24 protein-coding genes and 1 other RNA gene are annotated in these 20112 nt (G+C 60.3%); 19 read left to right on the top strand and 6 right to left on the bottom strand.

Annotation, left to right across the window (positions count from 1 at the left end; all coding sequences use genetic code 11):
• The first annotated feature begins 240 nt into the window (after nucleotides 1-240).
• The 6 genes from eda (at nucleotide 241) to uppS (ending at nucleotide 5322) form a co-directional block, all read left to right on the top strand.
• A complete protein-coding gene (gene eda / locus NQ490_RS11750; protein WP_007045990.1) occupies nucleotides 241-1203 on the top strand; it encodes a bifunctional 4-hydroxy-2-oxoglutarate aldolase/2-dehydro-3-deoxy-phosphogluconate aldolase in 963 nt (320 codons plus the stop codon).
• 59 nt (nucleotides 1204-1262) lie between these two features.
• On the top strand, nucleotides 1263-2288 hold the full coding sequence (locus NQ490_RS11745) for a sugar kinase (RefSeq protein ID WP_007045989.1): 1026 nt from the start codon (nucleotides 1263-1265) through the stop codon (nucleotides 2286-2288).
• Nucleotides 2289-2439: 151 nt separating this feature from the next.
• On the top strand, nucleotides 2440-3438 hold the full coding sequence (locus NQ490_RS11740; protein ID WP_007045988.1) for a biotin--[acetyl-CoA-carboxylase] ligase: 999 nt from the start codon (nucleotides 2440-2442) through the stop codon (nucleotides 3436-3438).
• Nucleotides 3439-3452: 14 nt separating this feature from the next.
• Nucleotides 3453-4001: a biotin transporter BioY gene (locus NQ490_RS11735; protein WP_007045987.1), complete on the top strand. Its 549-nt coding sequence runs from the start codon at nucleotides 3453-3455 to the stop codon at nucleotides 3999-4001.
• A 106-nt stretch (nucleotides 4002-4107) separates the two neighbouring features.
• Complete coding sequence (ruvX, locus tag NQ490_RS11730) at nucleotides 4108-4578, top strand: Holliday junction resolvase RuvX (RefSeq protein WP_007045986.1); 471 nt, start codon at nucleotides 4108-4110, stop codon at nucleotides 4576-4578.
• An 18-nt stretch (nucleotides 4579-4596) separates the two neighbouring features.
• On the top strand, nucleotides 4597-5322 hold the full coding sequence (gene uppS, locus NQ490_RS11725; protein ID WP_007045985.1) for a polyprenyl diphosphate synthase: 726 nt from the start codon (nucleotides 4597-4599) through the stop codon (nucleotides 5320-5322).
• Nucleotides 5323-5414: 92 nt separating this feature from the next.
• On the opposite strand, the gene NQ490_RS11720 is transcribed toward uppS, so the two are convergent.
• A complete protein-coding gene (locus NQ490_RS11720) occupies nucleotides 5415-6230 on the bottom strand; it encodes a peptidylprolyl isomerase (protein ID WP_007045984.1) in 816 nt (271 codons plus the stop codon).
• A 139-nt stretch (nucleotides 6231-6369) separates the two neighbouring features.
• Here NQ490_RS11720 and NQ490_RS11715 point away from each other — a divergent pair, with 139 nt between their 5' ends.
• The 3 genes from NQ490_RS11715 to NQ490_RS11705 all read left to right on the top strand — a co-directional run bounded on the left by NQ490_RS11715 (nucleotide 6370) and on the right by NQ490_RS11705 (nucleotide 7752).
• A complete protein-coding gene (locus tag NQ490_RS11715; protein ID WP_007045983.1) occupies nucleotides 6370-6696 on the top strand; it encodes a DUF1292 domain-containing protein in 327 nt (108 codons plus the stop codon).
• Between the two features lie 10 nt (nucleotides 6697-6706).
• Nucleotides 6707-6898: non-coding RNA, 6S RNA (ssrS, locus tag NQ490_RS11710), on the top strand.
• Nucleotides 6899-6969: 71 nt separating this feature from the next.
• Nucleotides 6970-7752, top strand: a complete 783-nt coding sequence (locus NQ490_RS11705) for a thioredoxin domain-containing protein (protein WP_007045982.1) — start codon at nucleotides 6970-6972, stop codon at nucleotides 7750-7752.
• 61 nt (nucleotides 7753-7813) lie between these two features.
• Here NQ490_RS11705 and NQ490_RS11700 read toward each other — a convergent pair whose 3' ends face one another.
• From NQ490_RS11700 to NQ490_RS11690, 3 genes are all read right to left on the bottom strand, one after another.
• Nucleotides 7814-8329 (bottom strand): GNAT family N-acetyltransferase, encoded by a 516-nt coding sequence (locus tag NQ490_RS11700; RefSeq protein ID WP_007045981.1) that lies wholly within the window; start codon nucleotides 8327-8329, stop codon nucleotides 7814-7816.
• A gap of 23 nt (nucleotides 8330-8352) precedes the next feature.
• Entirely contained in the window at nucleotides 8353-9099 is a 747-nt protein-coding gene (locus NQ490_RS11695) for a copper homeostasis protein CutC (RefSeq protein WP_007045980.1), read from the bottom strand.
• Nucleotides 9100-9226: 127 nt separating this feature from the next.
• A complete protein-coding gene (locus NQ490_RS11690; protein ID WP_040917462.1) occupies nucleotides 9227-9487 on the bottom strand; it encodes a hypothetical protein in 261 nt (86 codons plus the stop codon).
• Between the two features lie 230 nt (nucleotides 9488-9717).
• Between NQ490_RS11690 and NQ490_RS11685 the strand changes: the two genes are divergently transcribed.
• The 3 genes from NQ490_RS11685 (at nucleotide 9718) to NQ490_RS11675 (ending at nucleotide 12627) form a co-directional block, all read left to right on the top strand.
• A complete protein-coding gene (locus NQ490_RS11685; protein ID WP_007045978.1) occupies nucleotides 9718-10347 on the top strand; it encodes a LexA family protein in 630 nt (209 codons plus the stop codon).
• A 154-nt stretch (nucleotides 10348-10501) separates the two neighbouring features.
• Nucleotides 10502-11866, top strand: a complete 1365-nt coding sequence (locus NQ490_RS11680; protein ID WP_040917461.1) for a putative DNA modification/repair radical SAM protein — start codon at nucleotides 10502-10504, stop codon at nucleotides 11864-11866.
• A complete protein-coding gene (locus tag NQ490_RS11675) occupies nucleotides 11845-12627 on the top strand; it encodes a TIGR03915 family putative DNA repair protein (protein WP_007045976.1) in 783 nt (260 codons plus the stop codon). The genes NQ490_RS11680 and NQ490_RS11675 overlap by 22 nt, the downstream gene beginning before the upstream one ends.
• Here the strand turns inward: NQ490_RS11675 and NQ490_RS11670 are convergent.
• Complete coding sequence (locus NQ490_RS11670; RefSeq protein WP_007045975.1) at nucleotides 12618-13010, bottom strand: BlaI/MecI/CopY family transcriptional regulator; 393 nt, start codon at nucleotides 13008-13010, stop codon at nucleotides 12618-12620. The genes NQ490_RS11675 and NQ490_RS11670 overlap by 10 nt on opposite strands.
• A gap of 334 nt (nucleotides 13011-13344) precedes the next feature.
• On the opposite strand from NQ490_RS11670, the gene serC reads away from it, so the two are divergent.
• Complete coding sequence (serC, locus tag NQ490_RS11665; RefSeq protein WP_007045973.1) at nucleotides 13345-14442, top strand: 3-phosphoserine/phosphohydroxythreonine transaminase; 1098 nt, start codon at nucleotides 13345-13347, stop codon at nucleotides 14440-14442.
• 21 nt (nucleotides 14443-14463) lie between these two features.
• Nucleotides 14464-15624, top strand: a complete 1161-nt coding sequence (locus NQ490_RS11660; RefSeq protein ID WP_007045972.1) for a phosphoglycerate dehydrogenase — start codon at nucleotides 14464-14466, stop codon at nucleotides 15622-15624.
• Between the two features lie 50 nt (nucleotides 15625-15674).
• Here NQ490_RS11660 and NQ490_RS11655 read toward each other — a convergent pair whose 3' ends face one another.
• Nucleotides 15675-15848: a hypothetical protein gene (locus tag NQ490_RS11655; RefSeq protein ID WP_007045971.1), complete on the bottom strand. Its 174-nt coding sequence runs from the start codon at nucleotides 15846-15848 to the stop codon at nucleotides 15675-15677.
• A gap of 180 nt (nucleotides 15849-16028) precedes the next feature.
• Here NQ490_RS11655 and NQ490_RS11650 point away from each other — a divergent pair, with 180 nt between their 5' ends.
• From NQ490_RS11650 to NQ490_RS11630, 5 genes are all read left to right on the top strand, one after another.
• The gene (locus NQ490_RS11650; RefSeq protein ID WP_007045969.1) at nucleotides 16029-16859 is read left to right on the top strand and encodes a pyridoxamine kinase; all 831 of its coding nucleotides are present in this window, start codon (nucleotides 16029-16031) and stop codon (nucleotides 16857-16859) included.
• Nucleotides 16860-16899: 40 nt separating this feature from the next.
• A complete protein-coding gene (locus tag NQ490_RS11645; protein WP_007045968.1) occupies nucleotides 16900-17409 on the top strand; it encodes a tRNA (cytidine(34)-2'-O)-methyltransferase in 510 nt (169 codons plus the stop codon).
• The gene (locus tag NQ490_RS11640; protein WP_007045967.1) at nucleotides 17406-18308 is read left to right on the top strand and encodes a DegV family protein; all 903 of its coding nucleotides are present in this window, start codon (nucleotides 17406-17408) and stop codon (nucleotides 18306-18308) included. The genes NQ490_RS11645 and NQ490_RS11640 overlap by 4 nt, the downstream gene beginning before the upstream one ends.
• Nucleotides 18309-18425: 117 nt before the next feature.
• Nucleotides 18426-18695, top strand: coding sequence for an ACT domain-containing protein (locus tag NQ490_RS11635; RefSeq protein ID WP_007045966.1), 270 nt, complete (start codon nucleotides 18426-18428; stop codon nucleotides 18693-18695).
• 20 nt (nucleotides 18696-18715) lie between these two features.
• Nucleotides 18716-20083 carry a PFL family protein gene (locus NQ490_RS11630; RefSeq protein WP_007045965.1) on the top strand — a complete coding sequence of 456 codons (1368 nt, stop codon included), beginning with the start codon at nucleotides 18716-18718 and terminating at the stop codon, nucleotides 20081-20083.
• The last annotated feature ends 29 nt before the right edge of the window (nucleotides 20084-20112 follow it).

The following is a 20112-nucleotide window of genomic DNA, read 5'->3' as shown; positions in this document are numbered from 1 at the left end:
GCCGCGCGCCATCGTTCCGCAATACGGAACGATTATAACAAGGATCGCCGGAATTTGCAAGTCCTTATGCCGGATTGCGGAATCCCGGGCTTTTGTGACAAAAAATATTTGCCTATCACTGTATATTTGGCCCGATTGACGGCCGCGGCACCGCTGGATATAATGATACTAAACCAGTACGCAGGTATGCGCCGGGCCCTCCGGCGGCACCGCGCACCGAACCAGTGAAGGAGAATTGCTATGAATCCTGTTGTACAGCGTGTGTATGAGATCGGCATTATCCCGGTCATTGCCTTCAACAGCGTGGACGAGGCCCTGCCCCTGTGCAAGGCCCTGATTGCCGGCGGCCTGCCCGCTGCGGAGGTCACCTTCCGCACGGCCTGCGCCGAAGAGTGCATCAAGAAGATCCACGAGGAACTGCCCGACATGCTGCTGGGCGCCGGCACCGTTCTGACCACCGATCAGGCGGACCGTGCCATGGCTGCGGGCGCTTCTTTCATCGTCTCGCCGGGCTTTGACCCCAACGTCACCAAGCACGTCTTCGACAAGGGCGGCCTGATGATGCCCGGTACCTGCAGCGCCGGTGAGATGCAGCAGGCCATGAACTTGGGCTGCGAGGCCATCAAGTTCTTCCCGGCCGAGGCTAACGGCGGCGTGGCGATGCTCAAGAACATCGGCGGCGCCCTCAAGACCTGCAAGTGGATGTGCACCGGCGGCATCAACGCCAAGAACGTCAACGAGTACCTGGCCTACGACCCGATCTTTGCTGTGGGCGGCACCTGGATGTGCAAGAGCGACAAGATCAAGGCCGGCGCCTGGGATGAGATCACCGCCATGTGCCGTGAGGCCGTTGACACCATGCTGGGCCTGGAGCTGGGCCACATCGGCATCAACTGCGCCGACGACGCCGAGGCCGCCAAGACCGCTGAGACCATCGGCAATCTGCTGAGCATGGCCGTCAAGCCGGGCAACAGCAGCATCTTCGTGGGCAAGAAGGAATTCGAGATCATGAAGCAGCCGGGCCGCGGCACCCATGGCCATATCGCGATCCTGACCAACAATGTTGACCGCGCCATCTTCCACCTGGGCCAGCGCGGCATCAAGTTCGACATGGACAGCAAGAAGGTCAAGGACGGCAAGACCACCGCTATCTATTTTGCGGATGAGATCGCCGGCTTCGCCCTGCACCTGGTCCAGCGCTGAGCTTTTCCACCTCGTTTTGAAAACAATATACAATAAATATACAATAAAGGAGTCTCTTCATGAAAGTCGTTACTTTTGGCGAACTGATGGTCCGTCTGCAGCCGTACAACTACGAGCGTTTCGTTCAGGCTGATCACCTGGAATTCACCTTCGGCGGCGGTGAGGCCAACGTGGCCGTCTCCCTGGCCAACTATGGCGCCGACGCTGTCTACGTGACCAAGCTGCCCGCCCATGCCATCGGTCAGGCCGCTGTCAACAGCCTGCGCCGCTACGGCGTCGACACCTCCAAGATCACCCGCGGTGGTGACCGTGTGGGCATCTACTACAACGAGAAGGGCGCTTCTCAGCGTGGTTCTGTCTGCATCTACGACCGTGCTCACTCCGCCATTCAGGAAGCCACCACGGCCGATTTCGACTGGGATTCCATCTTCGAGGGCGTGGACTGGTTCCACTTCACCGGCATCACCCCGGCCCTGGGCCCCAATGTTGTGGACATCTGCCGCGAAGCCTGCAAGGCTGCCAAGGCTCATGGCGTCAAGATCAGCTGCGACCTGAACTACCGCGGCAAGCTGTGGACCCGTGAGCGGGCCCGCGCTGCCATGACCGACCTGTGCCAGTACGTGGACGTCTGCATCTCCAACGAGGAGGATGCCAAGGACGTCTTCGGCATCGAGGCTGAAGCCACCGACATCTACGCTGGCGAGATCAACCGCGAAGGCTACAAGAGCGTTGCCAAGCAGCTGGCCGACAAGTTCGGCTTCGAGAAGGTTGCCATCACCCTGCGTGAGAGCCACTCTGCCTTCGACAACGGCTGGAGCGCCATGCTCTACGACGTTGCTTCCAACGAGTACTGCTTCAGCAAGAAGTACGACCTGCACATCATCGACCGCGTCGGCGGCGGTGACAGCTTCGGCGGCGGCCTGATCTATGCTCTGCTGTCCGGCAAGAGCACCCAGGATGCCGTGGAGTTCGCCGTGGCTGCTTCTGCCCTGAAGCACTCCATCGAGGGCGACTACAACATGGTCACCGTGGCTGAGGTTGAGAAGCTCGCCGGTGGCGACGGTTCCGGCCGTATCCAGCGCTGATTCTTCCCCACGTTGCTTTTTACGAAGAGGTCCGCATTCGCGGATCTCTTCTTTTTTTACAGTGATTGTCAACCCTTATTTCCCATTCACGTTGACATCGGCAACATTTCCCGGCTATACTGAGGAGGCAGGTGCAAGGGAGGGATGCCTCTTGGGAAAATCACAAGTCCTGGCGGCACTGGAGTGCGCCCGCGGGCGCTATCTTTCGGGACAGGAGCTGGCACAACAGCTGGGTGTCAGCCGTACCGCTGTCTGGAAGGCCGTGGCCGCCCTGCGTGCCGATGGAGTTCCCATCGAAGCGGTAACCAACCGGGGGTATCGTCTGTGCCCCGAAGCCGACATCCTCCATGGGGATGCCGTCACCGCCCTGCTGGATCCCGAGGTTGCCTCTGCGCTGCACATCGAAGTCTATGACCGGCTGCCCGGCACCAACGCCGCCTTGCGCGGCCGTGCGGCAGAAGGTGCCCCCGAAGGGCTGGTCCTCATCGCCCAGGCCCAATCGGCCGGACGCGGCCGCAGCGGCCGCAGTTTCTTTTCCCCGCCGGGCGGCCTGTATATGAGTCTGCTTGTACGGCCCGCCTTCGGTGCCCGGCAGGCGGTTCTCCTCACGGTGATGGCCGCCGTGGCCGCTGCCCGTGCCTGTGAGGCCCTCTGCGGAGCACCCATTCAGATCAAATGGGTCAATGACCTGTGGAAAGATCAGCGGAAGGTCTGCGGCATCCTGACGGAAGCCTCCCTGGATGTGGAATCCGGCCTTCTGGACTACGCCATTGTTGGCCCCGGGTTCAACCTGATTCCCCCCGCCGACGGCTGGCCCGACGAACTGCAGGGCATTGCCGGGAGCCTGTTTGCACACACACCGCCGCCCGGTGCCCGCGCCCGCCTGGCGGCCGCCTTTCTGAACGAGTTCTGGCCCCTCTACCGCCATGGCCGGAAGCGGGATTTTCTGCCGGAATACCGGACCCGCCAGGCACTGCCGGGCTGCCACGTGGAAGTCCACCCCGGCAGCGGCACACCCTACGGTGCCACCGTGCTGGATGTGGATGAAGAGTGCCGCCTACTGGTCCGCCCCGACGGCAGCACTGATCCCGTCGCCCTGAGCAGCGGCGAAGTGCGCATCCTGCCCCAGTATCTCCCCACACAACCATGAAAGGAACATCCGCTATGCATACCGCTTCTGCCAATCGCGTTCGCCACCTGGTCCTCTGTGCCCTCTTCGCCGCGCTGACCGCTGTCTGCAGTCAGATCGCTATTCCCATGCCCTGGGGTGTCCCCATCAATCTGGCCGTCTTTGCCGCCTGTATGGCCGGCAGCATGCTGGGCCCTGTCTGGGGCACCGCCAGCCTGGCTGTCTATGTGGCACTGGCCGCCATCGGCGTGCCGGTTCTGGCTGGGTTCCAGGGCGGTCCCGCCGCCATCTTCGGCAAGACCGGCGGCTATGCCGTGGGCTATATCCTCACGGCACTGCTCACAGGCCTTTTGGCCAAGGTGCTGGGACGCCGTTTCTGGACGCTGTGCTTTGCCATGGTCGTAGGCTGCCTGGCCTGCTACGCTCTGGGGACCCTGTGGTTCATGTTCCTGACCCACAGTCCCCTGCTTACCGCCCTGACCCTCTGTGTGCTGCCCTACCTGCCCGCCGATGCCCTGAAGATCGCCCTGGCCGCCCTGCTGACGGTCCAGCTGGACCGCCGCCTGCCCCAGGGACTTCTGTAATTCCAGAACCTCTTTCTGCCGCCCGTATGGGCGGCTTTTTGTTTGCGTTGCGGGCCCAAACGTGTTATACTGATGCCAAACCCTGTAACCAAAGGAGAAACCGCCGATGAAATGGCTTGCCGTAGACTACGGCGATGCGCGCACCGGGTTGGCCGGCTGTGACGCATCGGAAACCATCACCAGCCCCATCACCCCGCAGATCGAGGAAAAAAGCATGAACAAGGTGGCCGCCGCCGTCACCCAGGTGGCTGTCCAGCGCGGCGCCGAGGGCATCGTCTGCGGGCTGCCCAAGAATATGGACGGCACCGAGGGTTCCCGCGCCGCCAAGAGCCGCCGGTTCGCCCAACGGCTGGCCAACACCGCCGGACGTCCCGTGGTGTTGTGGGATGAACGCCGGACCACCGTCTCCGCCACCGCCATCCTGGCCGATAACGACACCTTCGGACAGAAGCGCAAGGCGCGGCTGGATTCCGTCTCGGCCGCTGTGATTCTGGAAAGTTTTCTCAACTGGCGCGCCCATCACCCCGGCGAGGAACCGCCGGAGCAGCTGCAGCCTCAGGCGCCCGAACAACCATAACCGAAAAGGAGTCCCGTTATGCCCAACGAAACCGTTTCCCGCATTCCCACCCACGCCGCCATCATCGTGGACGGCAACCGCCGCTGGGCCCGTCAGCGCATGCTGCCCGCCAGCCTGGGCCACAAGGCCGGCTTTGACCGCCTGAAGGAGATCACCCGCTACGCCGTAGGCGACCGGGGCGTGAAGGTGCTGTCTCTTTACGTCTTCTCCACCGAGAATTTTGCCCGCGACGCCAAGGAAGTGGGCTATCTGATGGATCTGTTTGCCAACAACTTCCGCACCATTGCCGACGAGATGAACGAGCGCGGCTGTCAGGTGCTGTTCAGCGGCCGCCGGGAAGGGCTGCAGCAGCGGGTGCTGGATGCCATGGATTACATGATGGATCTGACCAAGGACAACACCAAGGGCATCGTCAACTTCTGCCTGAACTACGGCAGCCATGCCGAGATCACCGATGCCGTGCGCAGCATCGCCCGGGAAGTGAAATCCGGCACGCTGCAGCCGGATGCCATCGACGAGAAAACCATCGAAAGTCATCTCTACCGCCAGCTGCCGCCGGTGGATCTGATGATCCGCACCAGCGGCGAAGAGCGGCTTTCCAACTTCCTGCTGTGGCAGTGCGCCTACGCGGAATTCTATTTCACGCCGGTGCTCTTCCCCGATTTCACCAAGGAATGCTTCGACCAGGCACTGGAAGAGTACGCCCGCCGCGACCGCCGCATGGGCGGCAACACCAAGAAGTGATTGCAATATAGCCAAAAAATCCCCGTGAACTTTGGCCGGTCTGCCAAGGGTTCACGGGGATTTTGCTGCATATTCTAGAAGCAGTGGGGCGTTCAACCCACCGCCTCGCTGTGCGAAGAAGCGGAGGATTCCGCTGCGCTCTCGCTCTGGGCGGCCAGTTCCTCTGCCGTGGGCCCTGGATAGTTGGCAATGGTCACACTCTCGATGGTGATGGTATCCTCCTCAGTGGGGCGCCAGGTGTCGGTGCCATCCTCATTCTGTTCGGTATCCACGCAGGCCATCTTGTCCACCACATCCATGCCCTGGTAGACCTGGCCGAACACGGTGTCGGTGTTGTCCAGGTAGGGCAGGCCGCCCGCCGCAGCATAGGCCGCAATCTGAGCCTCACTGTAGCCGTTCTGGGCCAGCTGCTCCTGCTGGGTCTTGTCCACACTGTCGGGCAGTGCCTGCACAAAGTAGAACTGGCTGTTGCCGCCTGTCGCGTCACCGCCCGAAGCAAAAGCTGCGCAGAGTGCTCCCGCATAATGTTTCAGGCTGCCGTTCGCCTCCAGCGGGTAGGGATTGTTGCTCCAGATGGTGGAACCGCCGGTCCCGGTGCCGGTGGAATCGCCTCCCTGCACCGCAAAGCCGTACTGGCTGCGCCAGATGATGGTGCCGTTATAGTAGCCCGTGCGGGCCAGGCCCACAAAATTGTAGACCGCCATGGGGGCAGCGTCGGGATACAGAACCGCCCGCACCTCGCCGAGATTCGTAGTGAAGATGGCGATGAGGTTCCCGTCGGCCGGCGCGGTGAACTGCCGTTCCTCGCTGGTAACTTCGGGCCGATTGGGCGCGGATTTCCCGCTGCCGCTGCAGCCGCACAACAGTGCCAGCAGCAGCGACAACACCACACAGACCGTCTTTTTCATGGCGGAACCTCCCCGGGGCGAAAAAATTTGTAATTACTCATAGTATACCACACTTTGCGTGCCATGAACACCCTTGACGTTTCTTCAAAAAAAGGGTACACTAGAGGCAGTAAAAATTCCAAACACAGGAGGGACGATCATGTCTGACGAACTGAGCCCCGAAATGCTGGAAGAAGCCAAGCCCGATCTTCTGACCCTGGAGGATGAGGACGGGCAGGAAGTCACCTTTGAAGTTATCGATGCCACCGAAGTCAACGGCACCCGGTATCTGGCCGTCATCCCCTACCAGGAGGATCCCGCCAGCCTGCAGGAGGATGCCGAGCTGATTCTCATGCGTATCGGCACCGACGACGAAGGCGAATATATGGATATCGTGGACGACGACGAGGAGCTGCTGACAGTCGGTAAAGTCTTTGAGGAACGTCTGCGCGCCATGTACGACATCGACGATTCCGAATTGGACTGAGTTTTCGTACCCATCCCTGCTCGGTGCGATTTGTTGCAGCCTTTATAGAATCCTACTAATCAAATATTGGGAGCCCGCGTCGGATGCCGGATCGCAGACCTCCCGCCTCGGCGGAAGAAGGGAGCGTGATCGCACCCGTAGGGCACCCACCTGCCTGTACCGGTAGGTTTTGATTGGCTGCAGACGGCCAAGCGGGGTTTTTCTGACATTTCACCCGGACGGTTCACCCTGTCCGGGTTTTTGGGTGATTTACCAAAAGAAGGAGGTTGTTTCATGGCAGAGAAGATTGCTGTCGGGGACAAGCTCCCTTTCTTTTTGTACGACACACCCTACAGTGCCCAGAACCGTTTCCGTGATCTGCTGGCGGCCAAAAGCCCGCTGGTGCTGATTTTCATGGCCAACTTCGGGCATCCCATCACCCGTACCTTTGCCAGCCGTTATGCCGAGACCTACGGTGCGCTGCGGGACGGTGCCATGGCTCTGGTGGTTCGCTCCCGGGCTGACAAGCTATCCCGGAACATCGGGCCCGACACACTGCCTTATCCCCTGCTCTGTGATGCTGATGGTGTGCTGTATGAGTATCTGGACATTCCCCAGAACAGCAGTACCCTGATGACCTACTCACTGGAGGGCTGGCGCATCCTGCGGGAAGCCAAAAAGCAGGGCTACCGCGCCGCCAAGGGTACACCCCAGCAGCTGCCGTTGACGCTGATTCTGGACAAGGACGGTACAGTCCTGTTCTGCCACTATGGCGCCAGCCTGACCGATGTACCGGAAGACTGCGAAGCAATCCAGAGCCTGCTGGAAGAACTGGAGCTGACACCGGAGGAACCTGAGATCGACGCGGAGGCCTTCCACGAGGTCTACGATACGCATAGCGACACCGTTCAGGAGGATGAACCCTCCGAGCGCCCCCGCCGCAGCCGTCATGGGCGCCGCCGCAGAACCGCGGTGGACGATTTCGGCCCCTCGGAGCGGGTCCGGGAATATAACGTTCCCGATATGGACAAAACCTCGGTGGTCAGTCTTTTCGACGATCCCTACGCGGATGACTGATTCCCTTTCCAAAAAGAAAAAATCCGCCGGCTTTCAAGCCGGCGGATTTTTTGTTTGCAGGTCATCCTATGGAAGGGTATTTCAGTTTTCCGTACACACACTGGTCGTGGAAGGTTCCGTTTTTGAAGATGGCATCTTGCATCCGACCTTCCGCCTGGAAGCCGTTTTTCTCCAGCACCCGGCAGGAAGCCGTATTGTCGGCGTACACAAGGCCGGTAATCCGCACAATGTCCAGTTCCTCAAAGGCAATGGCACAGACCTGACGGACCGCCTCGGTCATGATGCCCCGGGACCACAGCCCGGTGACAAGAAAATATCCGATGTCAGCGTCCTTGCGATATACATCTTCCTTTTGATCCACCGAAATGGTCCCGACGATCTGTCCATCCACCACAATAGCCCGGAAGATGCCGTTCTTACCGTCCCTCGCCATCACACTGTGCAGCCACTGGTCCGCCGCCGTTTCGGTATACGGATCCGGCAGCCGGTCCGACAGAAAACTTCTGTCCACCGCATTGCCGATGGCCGCCAGGGCAACCCGGTCTTCGGGCGCCCACTTTTTCAGTTGAATTTCCATCCCGCACTCCCCTTTCCGGTGATTCAGTCCAGCGCCGCTTTGGCCGCGCGCACCGCTCCGGCATCCGTCTGCTGGATGTGCCACTCGTCCAGACCGGGCAGACCCATGGGCACGCCCTCACGGCGGAACCGCATACCGCTCTCGATGAGTATTTTGCCGCTCATATGAAAGGCCCGTGCCCCGGGCAGGCGGGCCTGCAAGGTGCGGATTCCCTCGGCGTTGACACCGGCGCCAATCAGCACTTCCGGGCCACCGATTTCCTCCCGCAGCGCCAGCAGCCGCGCCAGCATATCCATCCCCTCCAGGCAGGATGCAGCGGCTCCGCTGGTCAGGACCGTATCAACCCCCAGCGCCGCCGCGGTACGGTAGACCTGCTCGGGGTCCTGCGCCACATCGATGCAGCGGTGCAGCGTGACTGGCTGCCCGGCGCAGGCATCCAGAAGTTTCTGCATGGCATCTTCATCCAGAGCACCGTCCAGCGTCAGGGCGCCCAGCACAAAGCCATCTGCCCCTGCCGCACGCAGATGCCGGATCTGTTCGCATAAAAGTTCAATTTCTTCTGCCGTATACAAGAAATCCCCGGCGCGCGGGCGCATCAGGCAGCGTACCGGCAGCGCACATACGGCTTTGATCTGCTGCAGCAGCTCCCCGTAAGGGCTCAGCCCCCCTACCGCCAGCGCACTGCAGAGCTCCAGACGGTCGGCTCCACCCTCAGCCGCCGCTTTTGCAGAGGCGAGGCTGTCCACACACACTTCCAGAATCTTCTTCATCGTTCCCACGCTCCTTTGTGGGCATTGTAGCACACCATGCGGCAAACAACAACCCCCGGACACCGCTGTGCCCGGGGATTGCTGTTGTTATATGCAGTACCCGCACCAGAGCAGGGATACCCTTGCTTCAGGCCGCACGGCCGCCCCGCACAACACGCAGTTGTACCGGGCGCAGGGCCTCCGGCTGTTGTGCCTCCTCTTTTTTCTCCTCCGGGAGCAGCACCCCGCAGGCCGTATTCAGGATCATGAGGCCCAACACGCCCAGCAGAACCGCTGCCCACACCGGCAGGCTGCCGGCCGCCGCAGCCGGAACCAGCACCAAAAACAGCAGCATCGAAGCCGTCGCCGCCAGTTTTCCCATCAACGCCTTGATCCATACCTGTTTCATCCCGAATTCCTCCTTCTTTAATTCCAAGGGCTATTCTGCCCACCGCATTGGAATAGACAACTCTTTGTTGTTTGTTGTCTCTACTATAATACTACCATTAGTTGTTGTCAAGAAGTTTTTACAACTTTATTTTGATTTATTTTGGATTTTTCTCTTTACAAAGACCACGTGCAGTTGTATAATGAACGTAACAAAAAGGATTCCACCCGTTACAAGTAAGGAGTTCCGCCATGTTTGCAGATCGTCTGAAAGAAGCCCGCAAGGCGAAAAAATACAGTCAGGCTGAAATCTCCCGGATGCTGGGCGTCACCCAGCAGGCTGTGGGCAAGTGGGAAACCGGCCGTTCCACGCCGGATCCCCAGACGGTGGCCCGGCTGGCCGAGATCCTGGACACTACCGCCGATGTGCTGCTTGGCCTGCAGAAGAGCCCTTCTGAGGCACCGGCCGTAGGCCGTTACGCTTTCAGCCGCTATGCCGAGTGCCTGATCCCGGTGGTCGGTACCGTTCGGGCCGGTTACGGTGCCCTGGCCTTTGAGGAGGACTACGGCAAAGAATATGCCAGCGTCAAAGACCCGCAGAATTATTTCTACCTGGTGGTCAAGGGCGACAGTATGGAACCCCGTATTTCGGATGGTGACCTGGCCCTGGTTCATCGTCAGAACACGCTGGACAACGGTGACCTGGGCGTGCTGGTCTACGGTGCCGACGGAGAAGGTACCTTAAAGAAGTACATCCAGCGCGGCAACTCGGTGGTCCTGCACCCCTTCAATCCCGCCTATGAGGAACTAGTCATCAAGGGTGAAGAGCTCGACCACCTCTACATTGCCGGCAAGGTTGTAGAGACCAAAGCCAAGTGGTAATCTCTTGCTGACAAGATCATTGTAGCAAGTAGTTTATCCCATAATACGGACTTTCAAAAGCGATCCGCTCAAAATACTGCCCGCAGCAGGCTTGCAAGACAAGCCTATGCGGCGGGCTGTATTTTTTATACCCTTTTTTCAGGAGAACACGACCATGGACCTGGGTGAAAAACTGGAAATTCTGGCCGACAGTGCCAAATATGACGTAGCCTGCACCTCCAGCGGTGTGGACCGGCCGGGGCAACACGGCAGCCTGGGCAGCTGTGCGGCAGCGGGCATCTGCCATGCCTTCACGCCCGACGGCCGCTGTGTCTCGCTGCTGAAGGTCCTCTACTCCAACGCCTGCTCCTACGATTGCAAGTACTGCGTCAACCGCCGTTCCAACGACCGCCCCCGGGCCACGTTCACTCCGCGGGAACTGGCAGATCTGACCATCGGATTCTATCGCCGGAATTATATTGAGGGGCTGTTTCTTTCCAGTGCGGTGCTGGGTACCCCTGACCGTACGATGGAGCTAATGATCGAAGCCCTGCGGATCCTGCGTCAGGAATACCATTTCAACGGCTACATCCACGCCAAGACCATTCCCGGATCCGATCCGCTGCTGGTGGAGCGCATCGGGCTTTTGGCAGACCGGCTCTCGGTCAACATCGAGCTTCCCAGCGAGATGAGCCTGAATCAGCTGGCCCCCGACAAAAAGAAAAACGCCATCCTGCGCCCCATGGGACAGATCGCCGTAAAAAGCGCCGAAAGCCGCCGTGAACTGGCGGTCTACAAGCGCGCCCCGGCCTTTGCACCGGCCGGGCAGAGCACCCAGATGATCATTGGCGCCACGCCGGAGAATGATCTGCACATCCTGAATCTTACCGAAGGATTATACAAAAAATACGCGCTAAAGCGCGTATTCTTCTCCGCTTATCTGCCGGTGGTGGCCGACGACCACCTGCCCGCGCTTACCACCCGTCCGCCTCTGTTGCGGGAGCATCGCCTGTATCAGGCAGACTGGCTGCTGCGGTACTATCACTTTTCCGCCCACGAGCTGCTCAACGAGGAGGAGCCCAACTTCGACCCCTACCTGGATCCCAAATGCACCTGGGCGGTGCGTCACCCGGAGTTTTTCCCTGTGGAAGTCAACACCGCCAGCCGTGCCGAACTGCTGCGGGTGCCGGGCATCGGCCCCAAAAGTGCCACCCGCATCGTACAGGCACGCCGGCTCCAGAAGCTGGGTATGTCCGAACTCAAACGCATCGGGGTGGTGCTCAAGCGGGCCCAGTATTTCATCACCTGCAGCGGCCACACGCCCAATCACGGTACCCGCGCCGAGATTGCCGGCGCCTTGCTGGATCCCAAGGCCTTCGGCGTAGGGGTCCAGCAGCTGAGTCTGGACGATTTCACCACCAAACCACTGCCGGCGGCCGCCCCCGCCGTGCACGAGCTGACCGACCATGGAATGGCCGCTGACCAGGCCGCCCGCCTGGTGCGGGAGGAGGCACTGACATGCCTTACCAAGCGAATGTAACCGACACTGCCTACCACTACGACGGCAGTTTTCCAGGTTTCCTGTGCTGTATTTTCGAGAGCTTTTCCCGTCGGGAGATTCCGGCCGCCGTCTGTCCTCCTGAGGAGGCCCAGATGACTCTGTTCGGCATGCGGGAAATTGCCACCGATCCTGTCCGTGCCCGGCGTGTGGCTTCCGGTCTGGAGCGGCTGGGTCCGGTGGTGCGGGATCGCATCACCACCGGTTTTTTGTGCACCGATCCCGGCAAGGACCTGAAGCTGCTGCGCTTTGCCCGCCTTTGCTTTGATGTTGGGCCGCGGGCCGCCCAGATGCTGGGCAATGCCGACGCCGCCGATGCGTTTGCCATCGAAAGGGCCGTCAACTGTGAGGCCCACCGCTACATCGAATTCATCCGCTTTGAGGAACGGGACGGCATGTTGGGTACCGTGATCCATCCCAAGCACCACGTACTGCCCCTTTTGCGGGGACATTTCTGCAGTCGGCTGCCTGACGAGGATTTTCTGATCTTCGATGCCACCCACGGCTCCGCCTTGCTGCGCCGCGATCGTCGGGTGCAATATCTGGCGATGGAGCACTATACGCCCTGCACAGACGAAGCCGAACTGAACTGGCAGTCACTCTGGAAGCGCTTTTTCAAGGCGCTGACCATCGAGGAGCGCCGCAACGAACGGCTGCAGCAAGGGCACGTCTTCAAACGGTTCCGGCCCGACATGTGCGAGATGCGTCCCGATCTGCCCGCAGAGCCGGGTGCTCACTCGTAATCGTATTCGGGATTGGCGGCCTGATACTCCCCCAGCCAACGCAGCAGGCGTTCGATATCTGCATAGCCGATGCGGTCGGTATCGGCCAATGCCCGCACAAAGCGGCGCAGATCGCCGCCGTACAATGTCTGCAGATGAGCCTCACTGACAGCACCGCAGTAGGTCAGCCTGCGCACCAGCGGTGTATACAGGTTTTTGTTGCCCTGTTTTTCCGTGCGGAGAAACGATTTTTTCTCCAGCCGCAAAAGAAAATTCAATAAAGTAGTATCCGCCCAACGGCATTCCGGCGGCAGTTTGGCCGCGATTTCCCGCCGGGTGGCAGCCCGGCCGCAGTCCCAGAGTGCCACCATAACCTGTTCTTCCCTGCGAGATAAGATCTCCATAAAAGCCTCTTTTCTACATTTGTAGTAGTATTACGATTTATATTTTACATTTGTAGTAGTTATTTTGTCCAGTAGGCATATTGCACAAAATAAAGGCTGTCATTTTTATATGCAGATCCAAATTCTTCTACATTTGTAGTATATACTGTTTTTCTATTAAAAACACTTTGCCGTTTTACAGAAACACCTCGCTTTTTTGCTTTCTTTTTTCGGGATTTTGCCCGCTTGCCGCCCCGGATGCACCTCCGTATAATAAATGCATAGCCGCAGCGGCGCGGCACAGGCAGCCGCCCAGCGCGCTGCCATTTGTATTGTTTGAACGGAGGAAACCATCATGGCAAGAGTATACAACTTCAGCGCCGGTCCGTCGATGCTGCCGGAAGCTGTTCTGAAAACCGCCCAGGCCGAGTTGCTGGATTATCACGGTTCCGGCATGAGCGTGATGGAGATGAGCCATCGCAGCAAATGGTTCGACGAGATCATCCAGAACACCGAAGCCTCCCTGCGCCGGGTGCTGAACATTCCCGACAATTACAAAGTGGGATTTTTCCAGGGCGGCGCCACCCAGCAGTTTGCCATGGTTCCGCTGAACTTCCTGACCACCGGCACCGCCGATTACCTGGTCACCGGCAACTTCAGCAAGAAGGCTGCCGAGGAAGCCGCCAAGTTCGGCACCGCCCGCATCGCGGCCAGCAGCAAGGACAAGAATTTCACCTACATTCCCGACGTGAAAGCCATCGATTATGACCCCAACGCCAGTTACATCCATATCTGCCAGAACAACACGATCTTCGGCACCAAATACGTGGACGTTCCCCAGGTGGATGGAATCCCCCTGGTAGCGGACATGAGCTCGATGATCTGCTCTGAACCGGTGGACGTGAGCAAGTACGGCGTCATCTATTTCGGTGTACAGAAGAACGTTGCCCCCGCCGGCATGGCCGTAGCCATCGTGCGGGAAGACCTGCTGGGCAAGAGCGCCAAGGGTATCACCCCCGCTCAGATTCCCACCATGATGAACTACACCACCCTGCTGGAGAAAGACAGCATGTACAACACTCCTCCCTGCTGGTGCATCTACATGACCGGTCTGGTGATGGATTACCTGGAGCACGAAGTGGGTGGTCTGGAAGAGATGAAGCGCCGCAACGAGGCCAAAGCCAAGGTGCTCTACGATTATCTGGACAGCCAGGATTTCTACCACAACCCGGTGCAGAAGGAATACCGCAGCCTGATGAACGTGACCTTCACCAGCCCCGACGCCGACACCGACAAGGCGTTCTGCGCCGCCGCCACCGAAGCCGGCTTCGTCAACCTGAAGGGGCACCGCCTGGTGGGCGGCATGCGCGCTTCCATCTACAACGCCATGCCCGCCGAAGGTGTGGACAAACTGGTGGCGTTCATGGAGCAGTTCCGCAAAGAGCACCAATAAAGCAGGAAGAGGACGATCATTATGTATACCATCAAAACGCTGAACGCTATTTCGCCGGTGGGCCTGGCCAAGCTGCCCGCCAGCCAGTTCGAGATCGACAACGAAGCCGCCGCGCCCCAGGGCATTCTGGTGCGCAGTGCCGACATGCACGAGATGCCTCTGCCCGAAAGCCTGCTGGCCATCGCCCGGGCTGGCGCCGGCACCAACAACATTCCCATCGAGGAATGCACCAACGCCGGCATCGTGGTGTTCAACACCCCGGGCGCCAACGCCAACGCTGTGGCGGAACTGGTGGTGGGTGCCCTCATTGCCGGCAGCCGCAACATGGTGGACGCCGTCCAGTGGGCCCAGGGCCTGAAAGGCCGCGACACCATTGCCAAGGATGTGGAGAAGGGTAAAAAGCAATTTGTAGGCCCCGAACTGCGTGGCAAGACGCTGGGCGTCATCGGCCTGGGTGCCATCGGCGCCCGGGTGGCCAACGCCGCCGTTTCGCTGGGCATGGAAGTGCTGGGCTATGACCCGTACATTTCCATCGATGCCGCGTGGAGCCTCTCCCGCAGCGTACAGCACTGCGTCACGCTGGGCGATATGCTGCCCCGCTGCGATTACCTGACCATCCATGTGCCCTACCTGCCCACCACCCGCCATACCATCAACGCCCAGACCCTGGCCATGTGCAAGGACGGTGTGCGGGTACTGAACTTCGCCCGCGGCGAACTGGTGGACAATGCCGCCCTGCTGGACGCCCTGGACAGCGGCAAGGTGGCCCACTACTTCTGCGACTTCCCCACCGAGGAGCTGCTGGGTGTCAAGGGCGTGGAGTGCACGCCTCACCTGGGCGCCAGCACGCCGGAAAGCGAAACCAACTGTGCCGTGATGGCCGCCGCCGAGCTCAGCGATTACCTGAAAAACGGCAACATCACCCACAGCGTCAACCTGCCGGATGTGAGCCAGCCCCGGGTAGGCGGCCGCCGCATCTGCATCATCCACAAGAATGCTCCGGGTGCCATCTCGGCCATCACCGGTATTCTGACCGCCGCGCACCTCAACATCGAAAATATGGTCAACAAGAGCAAAAAGGACATCGCCTACACCCTGCTGGATGTGACCGGCGAGATTTCCGACACGCTGGCAGCCGAGCTCAGCGGCATCGAGCCTGCCATCCGTGTGCGCATCCTGTAATCTTCCTGCAAACAGCAAAGCTCCCGGCAATGAGCCGGGAGCTTTTTGCGTCACCAGTGCATCTGCTGCACAGCTTTGTCCAGATCCACCAGGGTCTTTTCCGCGCCTTTGGCCAGCTTATGGACGGTCTTGCGCATCTGACGGCGGTCCTGGGTAGCCATGCCCATCACCGCGGCGCCCACCGCCATGCCGACAGCCGCCGAAGCCATTGTGGAAACATTCATAACGTGCCCCTCCTTTGGTTTTTCAGGTACGGCCTTATCATGTGCCGTTCCCGCCGTTTTATGCGGATTTTGCCCCGAAAAAGACAGGGAAAAGTTTTCTTTCGCCCCGATACGCCTTTTTTTGTGGGCCCGTTTGTGATAGAATCGTAGAGAAATCACACAACAGAAGGATCTTTGTCTATGTCCAACGCACCCAAAACCGTATTAGCCATCCATGACCTGCCCGGATTCGGCCGGGCGGCCCTGTCGGTCATTGTGCCTGTGCTGTCCTGCCTGGGCGTGCAGGCCGTGGCCCTGCCCACCGCCGTTCTCTCCACCCACACCGGCGGGCTGGGTTCTCCTGCCAAGCTCTCCAATCCCGGGTACGGCCCCGCCGCCCTGGCACACTACCACCGCCTGGGACTGCGCTTTGACTGCATCTACTCCGGGTACTTAGCCGATCCTACCCAGGCCAAACTGGTGGAGCAGGCCTTCGAGCTGTGGCCTCAGGCACTCAAAGTGGTGGACCCTGTGCTGGGCGACAGCGGCCGGCTGTACAAAGGTCTTGGCGCCGAGATGGTCCCCGCCATGTACAATCTGTGCAGCAAGGCGGACCTCATCACTCCCAACGTCACCGAAGCCGCCCTGCTGCTGGGGGATCCGCTGCCCGGCGTGGGCAGTGCCGAACAGGCCGCCGAGCAGACGGCCCGGCTTACCCGCATCGCACCCCAGGTGGTGGTCACCGGCGTGACCGGTGTTTCGGGCGGGCGCTGCATCGGCTGCGTGGGCGCCGCCCGGGGCGGCCAGGGATATTTTGTCAAAACGCCGCTGATCCCGCGGATGTACCACGGCACCGGCGACATCTTCGGCGCCGTACTGGTAGGGCGGATTCTCCAGGGCAATGTGCCCCAGGCCGCCGTCCAGGCCGCTGCCGCCTTTGTGGCGGACTGCATCCGGATGACGCCGGAAGGCGCCGACGAACGGCTGGGAGTCTGGCTGGAAGCCGCCCTGCCCAAACTGATGACGCAGTGAGCCCGCCGGGCCGCTGCCGGAAAAAACAGGAAGTGAAACGATGCCAACCGTAAACATTGTACTGGTGGAGCCGCAGATCCCCCAGAACTCCGGCAATATTGCACGTACCTGCGCGGTAACCGGAGCGCGGCTGCACATGGTGGGACCGATGGGATTTGCCATCGACGACAAAAAATTAAAGCGTGCCGGTCTTGACTATTGGCACCAGCTTGATATAACATATTATAAGGACCTTGCGGATTTCTTTAGCAAAAACAAGGGGCCGTTCTTTTATTTTACCTCCAAGGGACCGCGCCGCCACGTGGATGTGCAGTATCCCGATGGAGCGTATCTGGTCTTTGGCCGCGAGGACGCCGGCCTGCCCGAAGAACTGCTGGTCCGGCACGAAGCGGACTGTGTGCGCATGCCCATGCGGCGCGGGGAACGCTGTTTGAACCTTTCCAACGCGGTGGCCGTCGGTGTGTACGAGGTATTGCGGCAATGGGATTTTGCCGGGCTCGAGACCCACGGACAGCTGACCCGGTACGAATGGAGTGAGGATGTACAATGAGCAAAATCGGATTTTTGACGGACTCTTCCGCTGACATTCCGCAGGAACTTGCGGAAAAATACGGAATCGAAGTCATAGGGTTCCCCATCAATGTAGATGGCACCGAGTACATTGAACGCAAGGATTTCACCAACGACCAGTTCTATCAGATCATGCGGGACGCCCAGGGCGTCCCCACCACGGCGGCCATCACCCAGCTGCAGTGGTGCGAGATCTATGAGCGGTATGTGGACGAAGGCTACACCGATCTGGTGCACCTGAGCATCAACAGCAACGGTTCCAGCACCTACAACAATGCCCTGAAGGCAGTAGAGATGCTGGCCGAGGAACGTCCCGGCCACAAGCTGCGCATTCAGGTACTGGACAGCCACACCTATTCCATGGTGTTCGGCTGGCATCTGTGTGAGTGCGCCCGCAAGGTGCGCAACGGCGGAGAACTTTCCACCTGCATCGACGAAATGATGTACAACCTGGACTGCGCGGAGGTCTGCCTGGCCGCCTACAGCCTGAAACAGATGAAGAAATCCGGCCGCGTCAGCGCGGCAGCCGCCGTTGTGGGTGACCTGCTGGGCATCCGGCCCATCATCAGCCTGAACGAGGGCATCTCCAAGGTGGAGGCCAAGGTGCGCGGCGACGCGGCGGTCCCCCCTGCCATGGTCAAATGGGTGGCCAGCCGGGTGGACAATGTGCGGGACATGCCCTACATCGTTGGCTACACCTCCAGCAAGACCAAGCGGGACGAGCTGGTCAAGCTCTGCAAGAAGACCTTCGGCCATGCTCCGCTGACCACCTTCCAGTTGGGTGCGGCCGTCAGCGCCAACACCGGTCCCGATGCCATCGCCATTGCCTTCAAGGGCAAGCCCCGTCATCTGGAGGCCTATGCGCCCCAGCTGCCGTAACAGAATCCTTCTTCCGGGAGAGACTTCGGTCTCCCCCGGTTTTGTTTTGCGCGCCTTGCACCTGCCGATAAACTCTGCTATAATACAATCATTCTGAATGAGGGGGCCTATTGTACTATGAAAGCTGTTATCACCGTCATCGGCCGCGACACCGTGGGCGTCGTCGCCAAGGTCAGCGCCGTCTGCGCCGAACTCAACATCAACATTGAAGATATCTCCCAGTCCATCATGCAGGAGATGTTCTGCATGATCATGCTGGTGAGCCTGAACCACTGCACCGCCGATCCCGCCGCTGTGCGCGACCGTTTTGCCGCACTGGGCGAAGAGATGAAGATGCAGGTCACCGTGACCCGCCAGGAAGTCTTTGACGCAATGCATACCATCTGACGGGGAGGGCTATACAGACCATGAGAATTCTGAACAGCGGCGATATCCTCGAGACCATCGAGATGCTGACCGCCGAAAATCTGGATGTACGTACCGTCACCATGGGCATCAGCCTGCTGGACTGCATCGATCCCGACGGCGACAAAGCCTGTGAGAAGATCTACAACAAGATCGTCCGGCTGGCCGGCAATCTGGTCCCTGTGGTGGACGGCATCAGCGCCGAGTACGGTGTGCCCATCGTCAACAAGCGCATCAGCGTGACCCCCATCGCCATGCTGCTGGGCGCCGCCCCCGACGCCGATCCCGTGGCCTACGCCAAGGCGCTGGACCGCGCCGCCAAGGCCGTGGGCGTCAACTTCATCGGCGGCTTCGGCGCGCTGGTCCACAAGGGCTTCTCCGCCGGAGACAAGCGACTGATCGAGGCCATCCCCCGCGCGCTGGCAGAGACCGACCTGGTCTGCTCCAGCGTCAACGTCGGTTCCACCAAGTCCGGCATCAACATGGATGCCGTCCGTCTGATGGGCCAGGTGGTCCGGGAAACCGCCGAACTGACCAAGGACAACATGTGCATGGGCGATGCCAAGCTCGTGGTATTCTGCAATGCGCCGGAGGACAACCCCTTCATGGCCGGCGCCTTCCATGGTCCCGGTGAGCCGGACTGTGAGATCCACGTGGGCGTTTCCGGTCCCGGCGCTGTGCGCGCTGCCCTGGCCAAACTGCCCAAGGACGCCCCCATGGACGAGGTGGCCGAACTGGTCAAACGCACCGCTTTCAAGATCACCCGTCTGGGTCAGCTGGTGGCCAACCTGGCCAGCGAACGGCTGGGCGTGCCCGCCGGCATCATCGACCTGTCCCTGGCCCCCACCCCGGCCATCGGCGACAGCGTGGCCAACATCCTGGAAGAGATGGGCCTGGAAAGCTGCGGCTGCTGCGGCACCACCGCCTGCCTGGCCCTGCTGAACGACGCCGTCAAAAAGGGTGGCGTCATGGCCTCCAACCACGTGGGCGGCCTGTCCGGCGCCTTCATTCCGGTATCGGAGGATGACGGCATGATCCAGGCCGCCAACTGTGGCAGCCTGACCCTGGAAAAGCTGGAAGCCATGACCGCCGTCTGCTCGGTAGGCATCGACATGGTGGTCATTCCCGGCGACACTTCGGCTGAAGTCATCAGCGGCCTCATCGCCGACGAAGCCGCCATCGGCATGGTCAACAGCAAGACCACCGCTGTGCGTGTGATCCCCGCCATCGGCCACAAGGCCGGGGACGTTCTGGACTTCGGCGGCCTGCTGGGCCACGCCCCCATCATGCCCATCAGCCAGTACAGCCCCGCCGTCATGATCCACCGCGGCGGACGCATCCCCGCCCCCATGCAGGCGCTGAAAAACTGATCCGTTGTACAAAAGGAGCCTTTCCCGAC

It is taken from the genome of Subdoligranulum variabile (assembly GCF_025152575.1).
GTDB classification, from domain to species: domain Bacteria; phylum Bacillota; class Clostridia; order Oscillospirales; family Ruminococcaceae; genus Gemmiger; species Gemmiger variabilis.
Note: the sequence above shows the minus strand (reverse complement) of the source record. Positions and strands in the feature narration are given on the sequence as shown.